The sequence below is a fragment of the Caballeronia pedi genome (assembly GCF_001544915.2).
GTDB classification, from domain to species: domain Bacteria; phylum Pseudomonadota; class Gammaproteobacteria; order Burkholderiales; family Burkholderiaceae; genus Caballeronia; species Caballeronia pedi.
In genome coordinates, this window is the sequence record NZ_FCOE02000017.1 from 19,697 (window position 1) to 34,687 (window position 14,991).

A 14,991-nucleotide genomic window follows, 5' to 3' on the forward strand; every position below is an offset into this window, starting at 1 on the left:
TGACGTTCGATCCGGCATGTTGGGGCAAAGCCTAACCAGCGGCAAGCGATATGGCGATCTGCACGAAAAGCACTTTGACGATGGTCATCGAAGGGAAAATCATCGCGTACATGATGTCGGGCTGATCCGTCGGTGCGATGCGATTGGCGAACGCGAGGATCGCCGGATTGCCGGTCGCGCCGCAGATCACGCCGACCGACGTATCGAAGGGCAACCGGAAAATCCACAGGCAGCACACGGCGGTCACGGCGACGAGAACCAGCAACGTGATCGCGCCGAGAATCAGCAACATCGGCCCGGCGGTGCCCACGGTCGCGACGAATTTCGGCCCGCATGAAATGCCGACTTGCGCGAGAAAGATCGTGAGACCGAGGTTGCGCAACACGAGATTCGCCGAGAGCGGCATCACCCACACGAACGGGCCGTTGCGACGCGCCTTGCCGAGACACAGCGCGACCAGCAGCAACGCGGCGAGTCCGAGGCTGAACGCGCCGAGGCCGGGCACGGGCAGCGGAATCGCGCCGACCAGCAAGCCCACCGCCGCGCCGATGCCGAGACAGATGAAGCTGAGATCAGCCGTGCCCTTGATCGAATCGCCGAAGAAGGTGCGCATGGTCGCCTGATGCGCGCGATTGACAAGCAGGCCGACGCGGTCGCCCGCTTCGAGGATGAGATCGGGCGTCGAGACCATGTCGGCATCGCCACGGCGCACGTGCGCGATCGCGCAGCTCACGCCATCGGGAAAGCGAATGTCGCCGAGCGCCATGCCGACGACCGCCGGATTCGACGCGAACACGCGCATGTAGTCGAGGTCCTCGCGATGGCTCGCCATGCGTCCCGGCTGCAGCTCGCCGCACAGCGCGGTGGCTTCGTCGAGCAGGCGCCGGTCGGTGGCGGTGGCGAGCAGCACGTCGTCCGCGCGCAGGGTGAAGTCGGGCGTGGGCAACTGATTGTGATGCGCGCGCCGCACCGCCGCGATTACCACGCCGGAAGGCAGACGGCTCGTGAGTTCCGCCAGCGTGAGGCCGAACAGGCTCGCGTTCCTGAGCGCGATCTCCGCCGTTTCGATCAGCTTCGCCGGCGGCTTCTGGATCTTGACCTTGAGCATCACGTTCAGGAGGTAGATGAACAGAATCGGCCCCGCGACGCCGAACGGATACGAGATGCTGTACGCGACGGCGGCGTCGTTGCTTTTCATCGACGCGATCGCGACCTGCAGGCTCGCCGTGCTGGTGCCGCTGCCGGCGAACATGCCGAGCGAATCGGCGAGCTTGATGCCGAAGTGCATGAAGGCGCACGACACGAGACCCGCGACGATCACGCCGATGCACGCCGCCGCGTTCGCCTTCATGCCGTCGCGGCTCGTGAGCCCGCGAAAGAACTGCGCCCCGTACTGAATGCCGATGCCGTACAGAAACAGCAGCAGCCCCAAGGTGCCCAGCAACGGGGGCGGCGCGGACTTCGGCGCGAATGCACCAATTGCGAGCCCGACGAACAGCACTGCGCCGGACCCGAGCGCCACGCCCTTGATATTGATCTCGCCGATCAGATAGCCCAGCGCGATCGTCAGAAAGAGCGCAAACAGTGATTGATTCTCGAGGAAGGTTCTGACTGCCTCCATGCCGCCTCCTGTGGATGGGCCGAGCAACGCAGTACACGAACATTAAAGGCGCTTTACAGCGGACAGTCCAGCACCACCGTGCACATCAATGCTTTTCGAGCACGACGACACTGCGCCCTTCGATGCGGCACTGCCCGCGTTCGGTTCGCGCCGTTTCGGCATGCGGCACAATGTCTTGCGGCGATTCGGCCGCCGTATCGACGATTCTGCGCCAGCCACGATCGTCAGGAACCGGAAGCGCGGCCTCGCGCGCATCGTCGTGCATATTGAACACGATGTGCAGCATCGGCTCGTCGGGCGTCTGTCCCGCCAGCGTGAACGCGACGAAGCGCGCGCCGGAGTCGTGCCACGCGGGCGCGTCGAGCCGTTCGCCGTGCCATGCTACATCCGGATGCGTCTGCCCGTGCGCGGGCCGTCCGGTCAGAAAGCGCCGGCGGCGCAGGCTCGCGTGACGCTTGCGCAGCGCGATCATCTCGCGCACGAAGCGCAGCATGTCGAGCGCGTCGTCGGAGAGTCGCCAGTCCATCCACGAGAGCGCGTTGTCCTGACAGAACGCGTTGTTGTTGCCGCGCTGGCTGCGCAGGATTTCATCGCCGGCGAGCAGCATCGGCACGCCCTGGCTCAGCAGCAGTATCGCCATGAGATTGCGCGCCTGCCGCAGACGCATGCCGATGATCGCCGGGTCGCCCGTCTCGCCTTCCGCGCCGCAATTCCACGAAAGATTGTCGTTGCTGCCGTCGCGGTTGTCCTCGCCGTTCGTCTCGTTGTGCTTGGCGTCGTAGCTGACGAGATCGCTCAACGTGAAGCCGTCGTGACAGGTCACGAAGTTGATGCTGTTGGCGGGCAGCCTGCCGTCTTCCTGATACAGATCCGCGCTGCCTGCGATGCACGTGCACACGTCGCCGACCAGGCCCGGGTCGCCGCGCACGAAGCGCCGGATCACATCGCGATAGCGCCCGTTCCATTCGGCCCACGCCATGCCCGGAAACGCGCCGACATGATAGAGGCCGCTCGCGTCCCACGCTTCGGCGATCAGCGGTACGCGCGCGAGCACCGGCGACGCTTCCATCGCCCACGGCAGGTACGGCGTGCGCAGCACCTCGCCGTTTTCGCCGCGCGCGAAGACACTCGCGAGATCGAAGCGAAAGCCATCGACATCGAGTTCGCGCACCCAGTATTCGAGGCAGCGCATGATGAACGCCGATACCAGCGGATGATTGCAGTTGACGGTATTGCCGCAACCCGTGTAATCGCGATAATGCCGCGCATCGTTCACATCGACCTGATAGAACGCTTCGTTCGCGAACACCTTGAAGTGGATCACCGGCCCGTTCTTGCCCGCTTCCGATGTGTGATTGAACACGACATCGAGCAGCACGCGGATGCCTGCCGCATGCAGGGCATCGACGAAGGCGCGGAATTCCTGCGGCGCGCGCGCCGGCTCGACGCAATAGCGCGGATGCGGGCTATAGAAGCTGTGCGTGCTGTAACCCCAGTAGTTGCGATGCCCGCGCGCGGCGGCGAAGTCGGGAATGTCCTGCTCGTCGAAGGCCATCACCGGCAGCAGTTCGACATGCGTGATGCCGAGCGCCTTCAGATAAGGAATCTTCTCGATGAGCCCCGCGAACGTGCCGGGATGACGCACGCCGCTCGACGGATGCCGCGTGAAGCCGCCCACGTGCAGTTCGTAGATGATGGCGTCGTCGAGCGTGCGGACTTCGATGTCGTCGTCGGGCCGGTCGAGCGGCGCGGTGACGATCGCTCTCAACGACGCATGACCCGCGGCATCCTCGCCCGCCGCCTGCTTGCGATGATAGAACCGGTCGCTCACACCGCGCGCGTTCGGATCGAGCAGTTCCTTGCGGCTCGCGGCCGCGTCGCTCATCTGCGGCACGCCGAGCGGACCGTATGCGCGCCATGTAAAGCAGCAGCGCAGCGGAAGCCCCTCCACCAGCACATGCCAGAAGAAGAACGTGCGGTTCACGTCGCTCGTGAGTTCGACGATCTGGAACGGCTCGGCGCTTTCCTCGGATGCATAGAGCAGCAGTTCGAGACGCGTTGCATGCCGCCAGAACACGCAGAAGTTGACGCCGCCCGGCACGACCGTCGCGCCGAGCGGAAAGCGCGAGCCCGGGTGCGTCCGATAGCCGTCGCGAACCTGCGCCTCAGGACTGGGCAAGATCGATTCTCACGGGATGCGTCTTCCAGATGCGCTCGCAATATTCGGCGATCGCGCGGTCCGACGAGAACTTGCCCGAGCGCGCCGTGTTCATGATCGACATGCGCGTCCATTGCCGCGCGTCGCGCCATGCCTGGCTCACGCGGTCCTGGCACGCGACGTATTCCGCGAAATCGGCGAGCACGAGGAACGGATCGTGTTGCAGCAGGTTATCGAGCAGCGGGCGGAACATCTCTTTGTCGCCGCGCGAGAAGCGTCCTTGCGCGATCTGATCGAGCGCGTCGCGCAATTCATCGTTGCCTTGCGCGTATTCCGCCGGCCGATAGCCTGCGCGCTTCAACTCGTCCACTTGCTGCGCGGTGAGGCCGAACAGAAAGAAGTTCTCCGCGCCCGCTTCCTCGCGAATCTCCACGTTCGCGCCATCCAGCGTGCCGATGGTCAGCGCCCCGTTGATCATGAACTTCATGTTGCCGGTGCCGGACGCTTCCTTGCCCGCTGTCGAGATCTGCTCGGAAAGGTCGGCGGCGGGATAGACCCAGTGCCCGTTCTTCACGTTGAAGTCCGGATAGAAGACGACTTTCATCCGGCCTCGGATCGCCGGATCGTTGTTCACGACTTCCGCGATGCCGTTGATCAGGCGGATGATGAGCTTCGCCATCGCATAGCCCGGCGCGGCCTTTCCGCCGAAGATGAAGCAGCGCGACGCCGTGTCGAGTTCGGGATTGCGGCACAGCCGTCTATAAAGACTGATAATGTAAAGCGCGTTCAGATGCTGCCGTTTGTATTCGTGGATGCGCTTCACCTGAATGTCGAAGAGCGCGTTCGGATCGACGTCGATACCGGTCGTGTTCCTGATGCGCGCTGCGAGCGCTGTCTTGTTGTCGCGCCGGATTGCGCGCCATGCATCGTGAAAGGCGGAGTCGTCGGCGTGGGCGGCCAGCGCATCGAGCCGTGCGAGATCGCTGCGCCAGCCATCGCCAATGGTCTTGTCGAGCAGGCGCGCGAGCCCCGGATTGCTCAGCATCAGAAAGCGGCGCGGCGTGACGCCGTTCGTCACGTTGAGGAAATGTTCCGGGAACATTTCGGCGAAATCGTGGAGCACGGTCTGCTTCAGCAAATCCGAATGCAGCGCCGCGACGCCGTTGACCGCATGACTGCCGACCGTCGCGAGATTCGCCATGCGCACTTTTCTGTCGCCGGTTTCGTCGATGAGCGACATGCGTTTGATGCGCGCATCGTCGCCGGGGAACTGGCGGCGCACCTCATCGAGAAAGCGGCGATTGATTTCGTAGATGATTTCGAGCGGACGCGGCAACAGGCTCTGAAAAAGCGGCAAGCCCCATGTTTCGAGCGCTTCGGGCAACAGCGTGTGATTCGTATAGGCGAGCGTGCGCCGCGTGATGTCCCACGCCGCATCCCACGAAAGCAGACGCTCGTCGATGAGCAGGCGCATCAGCTCCGCCACCGCGACGGAAGGATGCGTATCGTTGAGCTGCGCGGCGAAGAGGTCCGCGAAGTGGTCGATCGGCGTGCCCTTCGCATCCATCAGGCGCAGCATGTCCTGAAGCGAACAGGACACGAAGAAATACTGCTGCGCGAGACGCAGACGCTTGCCGGCTTCGGGCTCGTCGTTCGGATAGAGCACTTTCGACAGCGTCTCGGAGACCACCTTTTCCTCGACGGCCTCGTAATACTCGCCCGCATTGAAGTCCTGAAAGTCGAACGACTCGACCGCTTCGCTCTTCCACAGTCGCAGGATGTTGCACGTATCGACGCGATAACCTTGCATCGGCATATCGCACGCGACGCCTTTCACCTGTCGCGCGGGAATCCAGCGCACGCGCAGCCGGCCTTCGGCATCCGTATCGCTTTGCGTGCGGCCGCCGAAGGACACATAGCAACTGACATCGGGGCGCACGATCTCCCACGGATTGCCCTTCTGAAGCCACTTGTCGGTGATTTCCGCCTGCCAGCCGTCGCGGATTTCCTGATCGAAGATGCCGAACTCGTAGCGGATGCCGTAGCCGATGGCGGGTATCTGCAGCGTTGCGAGCGAATCCAGATAACACGCGGCGAGGCGTCCCAGACCGCCGTTGCCGAGGCCCGGCTCCTCTTCGAGCGCGAGCAGTTCGTCGAGATTCTGGCCGAGCGCATGCATTGCTTCGCGCGCTTCGGCTTGCATGTCGAGGTTCAGCAGGTTATTGCCGAGTTGCGGGCCGATCAGGAATTCCGCCGAAAGATAGCAGGCGACCTTCACGTCCTTCGCCTTGTAGCTCCTGGTCGATGCCGCCCAGCGCGCGAGCATGCGATCCCTCACGCTGAAGGCGAGCGCCATGTACCAGTCCTCCTGTGTGGCGATGTCGGGATAACGCGCCTGACGGCAGATGAGATTCCTCACGACGTCATGCTGGAATGCATAGCCCGATACGTCGCTCGCGGCGGCTCTGGCGTTCGCGGCTGCATCGGCTGCAGGAACATCGCTCATGATCGTCCCCCGGTTCGCTCATCGCACTGAGGAAGAATATGTTAGGTGCTGGGGATTACAAGCCGCGCGCGCGTTGCAGCGATGTTTTTTAAGCGCTCCACTATTTTGCTTCGCGCAACTATCCCGAAGTTTTCCGCAGGATGGCCGCCGCGGCCCTCGTCGCCACTTCACAGCCCAACACGATATGCGCCTCGGCCGTGTCCTCGATGAAGTCGTGACTCACTCCGCCGATGCTCGGCACGAACAGCATGCACGCCGGAATGTGATGCGCGATCACCTGCGCATCGTGCGACGCGCCGCTCGGCATGCGCTCCCATTGCCCCGGTGCGATCGCTTCGGCCGCGTCGGCGAGCTGCGCCTGCAACGCGGGGTCCATCACGACGGGCGCTTCGGGCGGCTCGCTGTCGGTGATTGCGACGCTCACCTTGCCTTCGGCGTTGAAGTCGCGAATGAGCGCGGCGAGCGCCGTTTCCATCGCGTGCAGACGTTCCGCGCTGGCGTCGCGAAACTGCAGATGCATGGCCGCCGCGCCCGGCACCACGCTGAACGAGCCCGGATCGAGCTCGATGCGTCCCACCGTCCACACGGTATCGGCGTCGGCGAGTGCGCGGAACGCTTCGTCCATGCGCGCGATGAACGCGACGAGCGCCGCGCCCGCGTCACGGCGAATCGACATCGGCGTGGTGCCCGCGTGATTGCGCTGCCCGCTGAAGCGCAATTTCAATTCCCGTATGCCGACGATGGTCGTCACCACGCCGATCGACTTGCCGTGCGCTTCCAGGCGTCCGCCCTGCTCGATGTGCGGCTCCAGATACGCCCGGTATCGCGCCCTGTCGAGGCGCACGCACGGCGCGTCGATGAGCCCGGCCTGCTTCAGCGCATCGCCGAGCAGCACGCCTTCACGGTTTCGCGCGCCGCGAATGGCTTCATCGACGTCTTCGCCGACGAAACTGCGGCTGCCGAGAAAGCCCGAGAACGTGCCCTCTTCGTCGATCCACGATGCGACGTCCACCGCGAAATGGCGCGTCTCCTCGCATTCGGCGAGCGCGCGTGCGATCTCCAGACCATAGATGACGCCGAGCGCGCCGTCGAGCCAGCCGCCGGTCGGCTGGGTGTCGGTGTGCGAGCCGATCAGGAGCGCCGGCCCCGCGTTGCGCGAACGGCCGAACACGGTGCCGACGCCATCGATGGTTGCGCTCAGGCCCGCATCGCTCATGCGGCCCGCGAGCCAGCGACGCGCGTCCATATCGACCGGTGACAGCGACAGGCGCACGACGCCCGGCCCCGTCGCGCCGAATGTGCGCAGGTGTTTGAGGTCGTTCAGCAAGCGTTGAGGGTTGATCTTCGGCACAGCGTGTCCTCGTGGTGCGTAAAACATATGGGTTCAAGCCACGGTCCGCGCTTCGCGCCGCACTTCCTGCGGCGGCACGCCGAAGCCGCGCATGAATGCCTCGCGCATGTGACGCCGGTCTCTGAAACCTGTTTCCTGCGCAATCGCTTCGAGCGAATGGCGGCTCTTTTCGATCATCAGGCGCGCCGCTTCCAGCCGCAAACCCTCCACGGCCTTCGCCGGCGATTGCCCCGTTTCCAGCGTGAACACGCGGCTGAACTGACGCGGGCTCAGATGCGCCTCGCCCGCGAGTTCCTCGACCGTCAATGGCCGGTTCAGATGCTTGCGCGCGTAGTTCAGCGCATTCTGGATACGATCGGTCTTCGGCGCGAGATCGAGCATCTCCGAATGCTGCGACTGCCCGCCCGCGCGACGCTGATGCATCACGAGCTTGTGCGCGACGGAACGCGCGACTTCCGCGCCGAGATCTTTCTCGACCATCGCGAGCGCGAGATCGAGGCCGGCCGTCATGCCCGCCGAGGTCCACACCGGACCATCGACGATATAAATGCGGTCTTCCTCCACGCGCACATCCGGAAAGCGCTGCTGCATGTCTCGCGCGTACGCCCAGTGCGTGGTCGCGCGCCGGTTCGCGAGCAGGCCCGCTTCTGCCAGCGTGAAGCCGCCTGTGCAGACGCCCGCAATGCGCCGCGCGCGCTTGCCGGCCCGGCGCCGCAGAAACGCGAGCACATCGGCGGGCGCGGGCGTGGTGAGCGGCGAGTTGACGCCCGCGACGATCCACGTGTCCATTGCGGTGCGCGGGGTGATCGGCCGCGTGTCCACTTTCATGCCGAGCGACGAGCGCACTTCACCGCCCGTCGTCGAATAATTTTCGATGCCGTAGAACGCTTCGCCCGCAACGACGTTCGCATACTCGAACACCGATTGCGACGCCAGCGCCATCACCTGAAAGCCTTCGCTCAACAAAAAGCCGACGCGATGCATTTTTCTGTCCGCTGTCATGTCCTGAATCAATACCATATACGTCATTTGCGTCACGGTCAAACGGGATCATCATTCACTCACGCAATCATCGAACGGAGTGAAATCATGACGCAGACTTACCTTGGCACCGCGCTCGTCACGGGCGCATCTTCCGGCATCGGCGCGGTCTATGCGGAACGTCTCGCGCGACGCGGCTACGACCTCGTTCTCGTCGCGCGCAATCGCGACCGGCTCGCGGCGCTCGCCGAGCGCATCAGCAACGAGACGCGCCGTAGCGTCGAAATTCTCGATGCCGATCTGAACGAACGCGACGCGCTCGCCGCCGTCGAAACGAAACTGAAGCAGGACGCGAGCATCACCCTGCTCGTGAACAACGCGGGCGTCGGCACCCATACGCCTTTGCTCGACAGCGACGTCGACGCGATGACGCGCATGATCGACCTGAACGTGACCGCACTCACGCGTCTCACCTACGCGGCGGTGCCGGGCTTCGTTGCGCGCGGCAAGGGTGCGGTCATCAATATCGCGTCGATCGTCGGCATCGCGCCGGAGATTCTCAATGGCGTGTATGGCGGCACCAAGGCGTTCGTGCTCGCGTTCAGTCAATCGTTGCATCGCGAACTAACGGGCAAGGGGGTGCAGATTCAGGCGGTGCTGCCCGGCGCGACTGCCACGGACTTCTGGGAAACGGGCGGACTGCCGATGGAGAATCTGGACCAGGCCATCATCATGTCCGCGGGCGATCTGGTCGATGCGGCGCTCGTCGGCTTCGATCGCGGCGAACTCGTGACCATTCCACCGTTGCACGACGGCGCGAAGTGGGAGGCGTACGAAGCCGCGCGGCAGGCGATGGCGCCGGAGTTGTCGACCAACACGCCGGCTGCGCGTTACGCGGCTTGAGGCGTCATTCAGCGCGCGGCGCCAGCATGCACATGACGAGCGGAATCACCGCGATCGCGGCGCCTGCGAAGAACGTCGTCGACGCGCCGCTGCGATCCCAGAGCCACCCGGCGAGCGCGCTCGACAGCAGCATGCACACGCCGCTCGCGAGATTGAACACGCCGAATGCGGTGCCGCGCAGCGACGGCGGCGCCGCTTCGGCGACCATCGCGGCGAGAATGCCCTGCGTGAAACCCATGTGAAGTCCCCATACCGCGACGCCTGCGAACAGCGTGATCATCGATGCGCCCGCGCCGAGCAGCACATCAGCCGCGATCAGCAGAACGAGGCCGCACGCGAGCAGCACGCGCCGGTCCCATCGGTCCGACAACACGCCGGCGGGATACGCGCTCAGCGAATACGTGAGGCTCATCACCACCATCACGCCGGGAATCCAGGCGATGTCGAGTCCTGTCTGCTGGGCGCGCAGCACGAGAAACGCCTCGCTGAATCGCGCGAGCGTGAACGTCGCGCCGATGCCGACGACATACCAGTAGCGCCCGGAGAATCCGCGCATCGCGTGCCAGTGCAGCGGCGCGCGCAACGCGCCTTGCGCGGATGTGCGTTCAGGCTCGCGAACACCAACCAGGATGATGATGATGGCGATAACCGCCGGCACCGTCGCGAACCAGAGCACCGTGCGGATGTGGCCGGACAGCGCGAGCATCAGCGCGATCGCGAGTAGCGGCCCGGCGAACGCGCCGATCGTGTCCATCGATTGCCGCAGACCGAAGCAGGCGCCGCGAATGGCTGGCGGCGCGATATCGGCGACGAGCGCATCGCGCGGCGCGCCGCGGATGCCCTTGCCGAAGCGGTCGAGCAGACGCGCGGTCACGACCATCGCGGGGGTATCGGCGAGCGGGAACAGCGGCTTCGTCAATGCGGCAAGGCCGTAGCCGAACAGCAAAAGGCCCTTGCGGCGGCCGAGCCAGTCGCTGAGCGAGCCGGAAAAGACTTTCACGATCATCGCAGTCGCTTCGGCTGCGCCTTCGAGTGCGCCCAGCGCGGTGATGCTCATGCCCATGGTCGTGACGAGGTAGATCGGCAGCAACGCGTGGACCAGTTCGGATGACAGGTCCATGAAAAGGCTGACGAAGCCTAGCGCCCAGACGGTGCGGGGGATGGATGTCATGGGTTCACGCCCGGACGACGAGTTGGACCGGCTCCATCGTGCCAAAAAAAAGCCCCGCACGAAGCGAGGCAATTTTTCCTGCGGTGAGCGGTTCGAATCACGTCACCGGCGCCGGATTGAACAGTACCAACGCGTTATGCAGCTTCAGCGCCTCCGCCTTCGTCTGCTTCTTCCCGCTCGCGACATCCAGCATCAGCCGGAACAGTTCCCAGCCCACATCGGCGATGGTCGCTTCGCCCGTCGCGATGGTGCCCGCGTTCACATCCATCAGATCGTGCCAGCGGCGCGCGAGGTCCGAGCGCGTCGCGACCTTGAGCACCGGCACTTCGGCGAGACTATAAGGCGTGCCGCGCCCGGTCGTGAACACATGCAGGTTGATGCCCGCCGCGAGTTGCAGCGTGCCGCAGATGAAATCGCTCGCGGGCGTCGACGCGTAAATCAACCCCTTCTGCTTCACCTTCTCGCCCGGCGACAGCACACCGGAAATAGCCGAACTGCCCGACTTGACGATCGACCCCATCGCCTTCTCGACGATGTTCGACAACCCGCCCTTCTTGTTGCCCGGCGTCGTGTTCGCGCTGCGGTCCGCGCCGCCGCGCTTCAGATAATCGTCGTACCACTGCATCTCGCGGATGATCGCCTGCGCCACTTCACCGTTCGCCGCGCGCGCCGTGAGCTGCGCGACGCCGTCCCGCACTTCCGTGACTTCCGAGAACATCACCGTGCCGCCCGCGCGCACGATGAGATCCGTCGCGAAGCCGACCGCCGGATTCGCCGTCAGGCCGGAAAACGCATCGCTGCCGCCGCACTGCACGCCGACGACGAGATCCGCCGCCGGACACGTCTCGCGACGGCGATTGTTCAGGCGCTTCAGATGCGTCTCGGCCATGCGCATGATCGAATCGATCATCGAGCCGAAGCCGACGTGCGCCTCGTCCTGCAGCACGACCGCGCCGCCGTTGTCATCATGAGTGTTGTCGCCGATATCGGCCACGTCTTCCGTTTGCGCCGACGCCGCCGCGATCGGAATGGTGCCCGCCGGCATCAGGCGCTCGGGCTGCAGCTTCTCGCAGCCGAGGCTCACCATCATCACTTCGCCGCCGAAGTTCGGATTCAGCGCGATGTTGCGCACGGTGCGGATCGGCACCATCGCGTCGGGGGCGTCGATCGCCACGCCGCAGCCGTAGGTATGGCCGAGGCTCACGACGTCGTCGACATTCGGATACTGCGGCAGCAGTTCCGCCTTGATGCGCGTGACCGCGTGCTGCACCACGTCCGCGACGCACTGCACGGTGGTCGTGATCGCGAGGATGTTGCGCGTGCCGACCGTGCCGTCCGCGTTGCGATAGCCCTCGAACGTGAAGCCGTCCACCGGCGATTCGTCGGGCGCCTTGATGGTCGCGATGGGCAGATCGTGCAGTTCCGGCGACGCCGGCATGCGCGTGACGTGCTCGTTCACCCAGCTTCCCTTCGGCAACGCTTTCGTCGCGTAGCCGATCACTACGTTGTAGCGCATCACGGCATCGCCTTCCGCGAGATCCTTCAGTGCGACCTTGTGGCCTTGCGGCACGCGCTCGCGCAGCACGAGGCCATCGGAGAAGGTGGCGCCTTCGCCCAGACCGCCGTCGTTGACGACGATCGCGACGTTGTCGTCCGGGTGGACACGAATATATAGAGGGGACTGATTCATTCTGACGAATCCTTGAGCGAACACACCGCGCGGCTGCGGCTGGAGTTATGTCATCCTACAACATAGACCGTCACAATTGCTTAGTATTTACCCGTATCCATTGATTTTATTGGCTTAAAACTGTTGTCCGATGTCATCTCATGTTGTACGATGACTTATAAGCTCGGCACCCGCCGGTCGCTGACCATCGAGACATTCACCATGACGACACCGCAAGAACTGAAGCAAATCGTTTCCGAAGGCCTGCTCTCCTTCCCCGTGACGGACTTCGACCAGCAAGGCAACTTCCGCGCAGATACCTACGCGGAGCGCCTCGAATGGCTGGCTCCGTACGGTGCTTCAGCGCTGTTCGTCGCGGGCGGCACGGGCGAGTTCTTCTCGCTGACGCAACCCGAATATTCGCAGATCGTGAAGACGGCCACCGAAGTGTGCCGCGGCAAGGTGCCGATCCTCGCGGGCGCGGGCGGCCCGACCCGCACGGCCATCGCGTTCGCGCAGGAAGCCGAGAAGCAAGGCGCGCATGGCGTGCTGCTGATGCCGCATTATCTGACGGAAGCGTCGCAGGACGGCATCCGCGCGCACGCCGAGGAAGTGTGCAAGGCCGTGCCGAACATGGGCGTGATCATCTACAACCGCGCCAATTCGAAGCTCAACGCCGACATGCTGGAGCAACTGGCCGATAGCTGCCCGAACCTGATCGGCTTCAAGGACGGCGTGGGTGAAATCGAGAACATGGTGACGATCCGCCGCCGTCTCGGCGACCGCTTCTCGTACCTCGGCGGCCTGCCGACGGCCGAAGTCTACGCAGCGGCATACAAGGCGCTGGGCGTGCCGGTGTACTCGTCGGCGGTGTTCAACTTCATCCCGAAGACGGCAATGGAGTTCTATCGCGCGATCGCGGCGGACGACCACGCAACGGTCGGCAAGCTGATCGACGAATTCTTCCTGCCGTACCTGAAGATCCGCAACCGCAAGGCGGGCTATGCGGTGTCGATCGTCAAGGCGGGCGCGAAGCTCGTCGGCCACGATGCGGGCCCGGTGCGCGCGCCGCTGACCGATCTGACGGAAGAAGAAGTCGCGCAACTCGACGTGCTGATCAAGAAGCTCGGCGCGCAGTAAGCAACACTGGAAGGAGACAGCGAAGCGTGAGAACGCGTGGCGCCGCAACGGCGCCGCGCGTCGCTTCGCACATGAGGGCCGCGCGTGCGGCCCTCCGTGCATCAGCACGATCGAATCAAAGGGGAAGTCCATGTCGATGAGCCGCACCGCGAATCCCGCAGACGTCATGAAGCGCACCCGCGTGCGCTATCTCATCCTGTTGCTGATCTTCGTGATCACGACGTTCAACTACGCAGACCGCGCGACCCTGTCGGTGACCGGTTCGGCCATGCGCGCCGAATTCGGCTTCGATTCGATCCGCATGGGTTATATCTTCTCGGCTTTCAGCTGGGCGTACGTGCTTTCGCAAGTGCCGGCGGGCTGGCTGCTCGATCGCTTCGGCGCGCGGCGCGTCTACGCCGCGAGCATTTTTCTGTGGTCGCTGTTCACGCTGCTGCAAAGCTCGATCGGCCTGCTCGGCAGCGCGGCCACGGCGGTGACGGCGTTGTTCGTCCTGCGTTTCGCGATGGGCGCGGCGGAAGCGCCCGCCTTCCCCGCCAATGCGAAAGTCGTCGCGAGCTGGTTCCCGACGAAAGAGCGTGGCACGGCATCGGCGATCTTCAACTCCGCGCAATACTTCGCGGCCGTCGTGTTCACGCCGCTGATGGCGTGGCTCACGCACGCATTCGGCTGGCATCACGTGTATATCGTGATGGGCGTGGCGGGTCTCGTGCTCGCGCTCACATGGCTGTCCGTGATGAAGAATCCGGTCGACCATCCGCGCGTGAACAGGCAGGAACTGGAGTACATCGAGGAAGGCGGCGGTCTCGTGAGCGGTCATCACCGCGCGGGCGGCGCGGCGCGGGCGAAGTCGAACAGCGTGGGCTGGCCGGTCGTGAAGCAACTGCTGACCAACCGCATGCTGCTCGGCGTGTATCTCGCGCAGTACTGCATCAACGTGCTCACGTACTTCTTCCTGACGTGGTTCCCGATCTACCTCGTGCAGGCGCGTCACATGACGATTCTACAGGCAGGCTTCGTCGCGTCGCTGCCGGCCATCTGCGGCTTCACGGGCGGCGTGCTCGGCGGCGTGATCTCCGATGGCCTCATCCGGCGCGGCTGCTCGCTCACGCTGGCGCGCAAGGCGCCGATCGTCGGCGGCATGCTGCTGTCGTCGTGCATCATCGGCTGCAATTATGTCGATACGGACTGGGTCGTGGTCGCGCTGATGTCGCTCGCGTTCTTCGGCAAGGGTATCGGCGCATTGGGCTGGGCCGTGGTCGCGGATACGTCGCCGAAGGAAGCCATCGGGCTTTCCGGCTCGATCTTCAACATGTTCGGCAATGTGGCGGGGATCGTGACGCCGATCGTGATCGGCTATCTCGTCGCGCAGTCGGGCTCGTTCAATGGCGCGCTGGCGTTCGTCGGCATCAATGCGCTGATCACGGTGTTCAGTTATCTCGTGATCGTGAAGGACATCAAGCGCGTGGAATTGCGCGTCTGATCAGACTT

General features: G+C 64.3%; 10 protein-coding genes. 3 read left to right on the forward strand and 7 right to left on the reverse strand.

Annotated features, from left to right (window positions below; genetic code table 11):
* Positions 1-31: 31 nt before the first annotated feature.
* The 5 genes from AWB80_RS23560 to AWB80_RS23580 form a co-directional block, all read right to left on the reverse strand.
* Entirely contained in the window at positions 32-1,621 is a 1,590-nt protein-coding gene (locus AWB80_RS23560; protein ID WP_061177075.1) for an aspartate:alanine exchanger family transporter, read from the reverse strand.
* 85 nt (positions 1,622-1,706) lie between these two features.
* Positions 1,707-3,800 carry a glycogen debranching protein gene (locus tag AWB80_RS23565; protein WP_061177076.1) on the reverse strand — a complete coding sequence of 698 codons (2,094 nt, stop codon included), beginning with the start codon at positions 3,798-3,800 and terminating at the stop codon, positions 1,707-1,709.
* On the reverse strand, positions 3,787-6,285 hold the full coding sequence (locus AWB80_RS23570; protein WP_061177077.1) for a glycogen/starch/alpha-glucan phosphorylase: 2,499 nt from the start codon (positions 6,283-6,285) through the stop codon (positions 3,787-3,789). Before AWB80_RS23570 ends, AWB80_RS23565 begins: the two co-directional genes overlap by 14 nt.
* A 118-nt stretch (positions 6,286-6,403) precedes the next feature.
* Positions 6,404-7,636: a Zn-dependent hydrolase gene (locus AWB80_RS23575; RefSeq protein WP_061177078.1), complete on the reverse strand. Its 1,233-nt coding sequence runs from the start codon at positions 7,634-7,636 to the stop codon at positions 6,404-6,406.
* 33 nt (positions 7,637-7,669) lie between these two features.
* Positions 7,670-8,620 carry a GlxA family transcriptional regulator gene (locus tag AWB80_RS23580; protein ID WP_061177188.1) on the reverse strand — a complete coding sequence of 317 codons (951 nt, stop codon included), beginning with the start codon at positions 8,618-8,620 and terminating at the stop codon, positions 7,670-7,672.
* Between the two features lie 105 nt (positions 8,621-8,725).
* Here AWB80_RS23580 and AWB80_RS23585 point away from each other — a divergent pair, with 105 nt between their 5' ends.
* Positions 8,726-9,520 (forward strand): SDR family NAD(P)-dependent oxidoreductase, encoded by a 795-nt coding sequence (locus AWB80_RS23585; RefSeq protein ID WP_061177079.1) that lies wholly within the window; start codon positions 8,726-8,728, stop codon positions 9,518-9,520.
* Between the two features lie 4 nt (positions 9,521-9,524).
* Here AWB80_RS23585 and AWB80_RS23590 read toward each other — a convergent pair whose 3' ends face one another.
* A complete protein-coding gene (locus AWB80_RS23590) occupies positions 9,525-10,691 on the reverse strand; it encodes an MFS transporter (protein WP_061177080.1) in 1,167 nt (388 codons plus the stop codon).
* A 97-nt stretch (positions 10,692-10,788) separates the two neighbouring features.
* Positions 10,789-12,381 (reverse strand): galactarate dehydratase, encoded by a 1,593-nt coding sequence (garD, locus tag AWB80_RS23595; protein ID WP_061177081.1) that lies wholly within the window; start codon positions 12,379-12,381, stop codon positions 10,789-10,791.
* Positions 12,382-12,582: 201 nt separating this feature from the next.
* Between garD and kdgD the strand changes: the two genes are divergently transcribed.
* The gene (kdgD, locus tag AWB80_RS23600; RefSeq protein WP_061177189.1) at positions 12,583-13,500 is read left to right on the forward strand and encodes a 5-dehydro-4-deoxyglucarate dehydratase; all 918 of its coding nucleotides are present in this window, start codon (positions 12,583-12,585) and stop codon (positions 13,498-13,500) included.
* 130 nt (positions 13,501-13,630) lie between these two features.
* A complete protein-coding gene (locus AWB80_RS23605; RefSeq protein ID WP_061177082.1) occupies positions 13,631-14,983 on the forward strand; it encodes an MFS transporter in 1,353 nt (450 codons plus the stop codon).
* Positions 14,984-14,991: the final 8 nt, after the last annotated feature.

Excerpts from the sequence above, each read along its gene's own strand:
- AWB80_RS23570 (WP_061177077.1), bottom strand. The coding sequence starts at position 6,285 with ATGAGCGATGTTCCTGCAGCCGATGCAGCCGCGAACGCCAGAGCCGCC.
- AWB80_RS23560 (WP_061177075.1), bottom strand. The coding sequence starts at position 1,621 with ATGGAGGCAGTCAGAACCTTCCTCGAGAATCAATCACTGTTTGCGCTC.
- AWB80_RS23585 (WP_061177079.1), top strand. The coding sequence starts at position 8,726 with ATGACGCAGACTTACCTTGGCACCGCGCTCGTCACGGGCGCATCTTCC.
- kdgD (WP_061177189.1), top strand. The coding sequence starts at position 12,583 with ATGACGACACCGCAAGAACTGAAGCAAATCGTTTCCGAAGGCCTGCTC.
- garD (WP_061177081.1), bottom strand. The coding sequence starts at position 12,381 with ATGAATCAGTCCCCTCTATATATTCGTGTCCACCCGGACGACAACGTC.
- AWB80_RS23605 (WP_061177082.1), top strand. The coding sequence starts at position 13,631 with ATGTCGATGAGCCGCACCGCGAATCCCGCAGACGTCATGAAGCGCACC.
- AWB80_RS23590 (WP_061177080.1), bottom strand. The coding sequence starts at position 10,691 with ATGACATCCATCCCCCGCACCGTCTGGGCGCTAGGCTTCGTCAGCCTT.
- AWB80_RS23580 (WP_061177188.1), bottom strand. The coding sequence starts at position 8,620 with ATGCATCGCGTCGGCTTTTTGTTGAGCGAAGGCTTTCAGGTGATGGCG.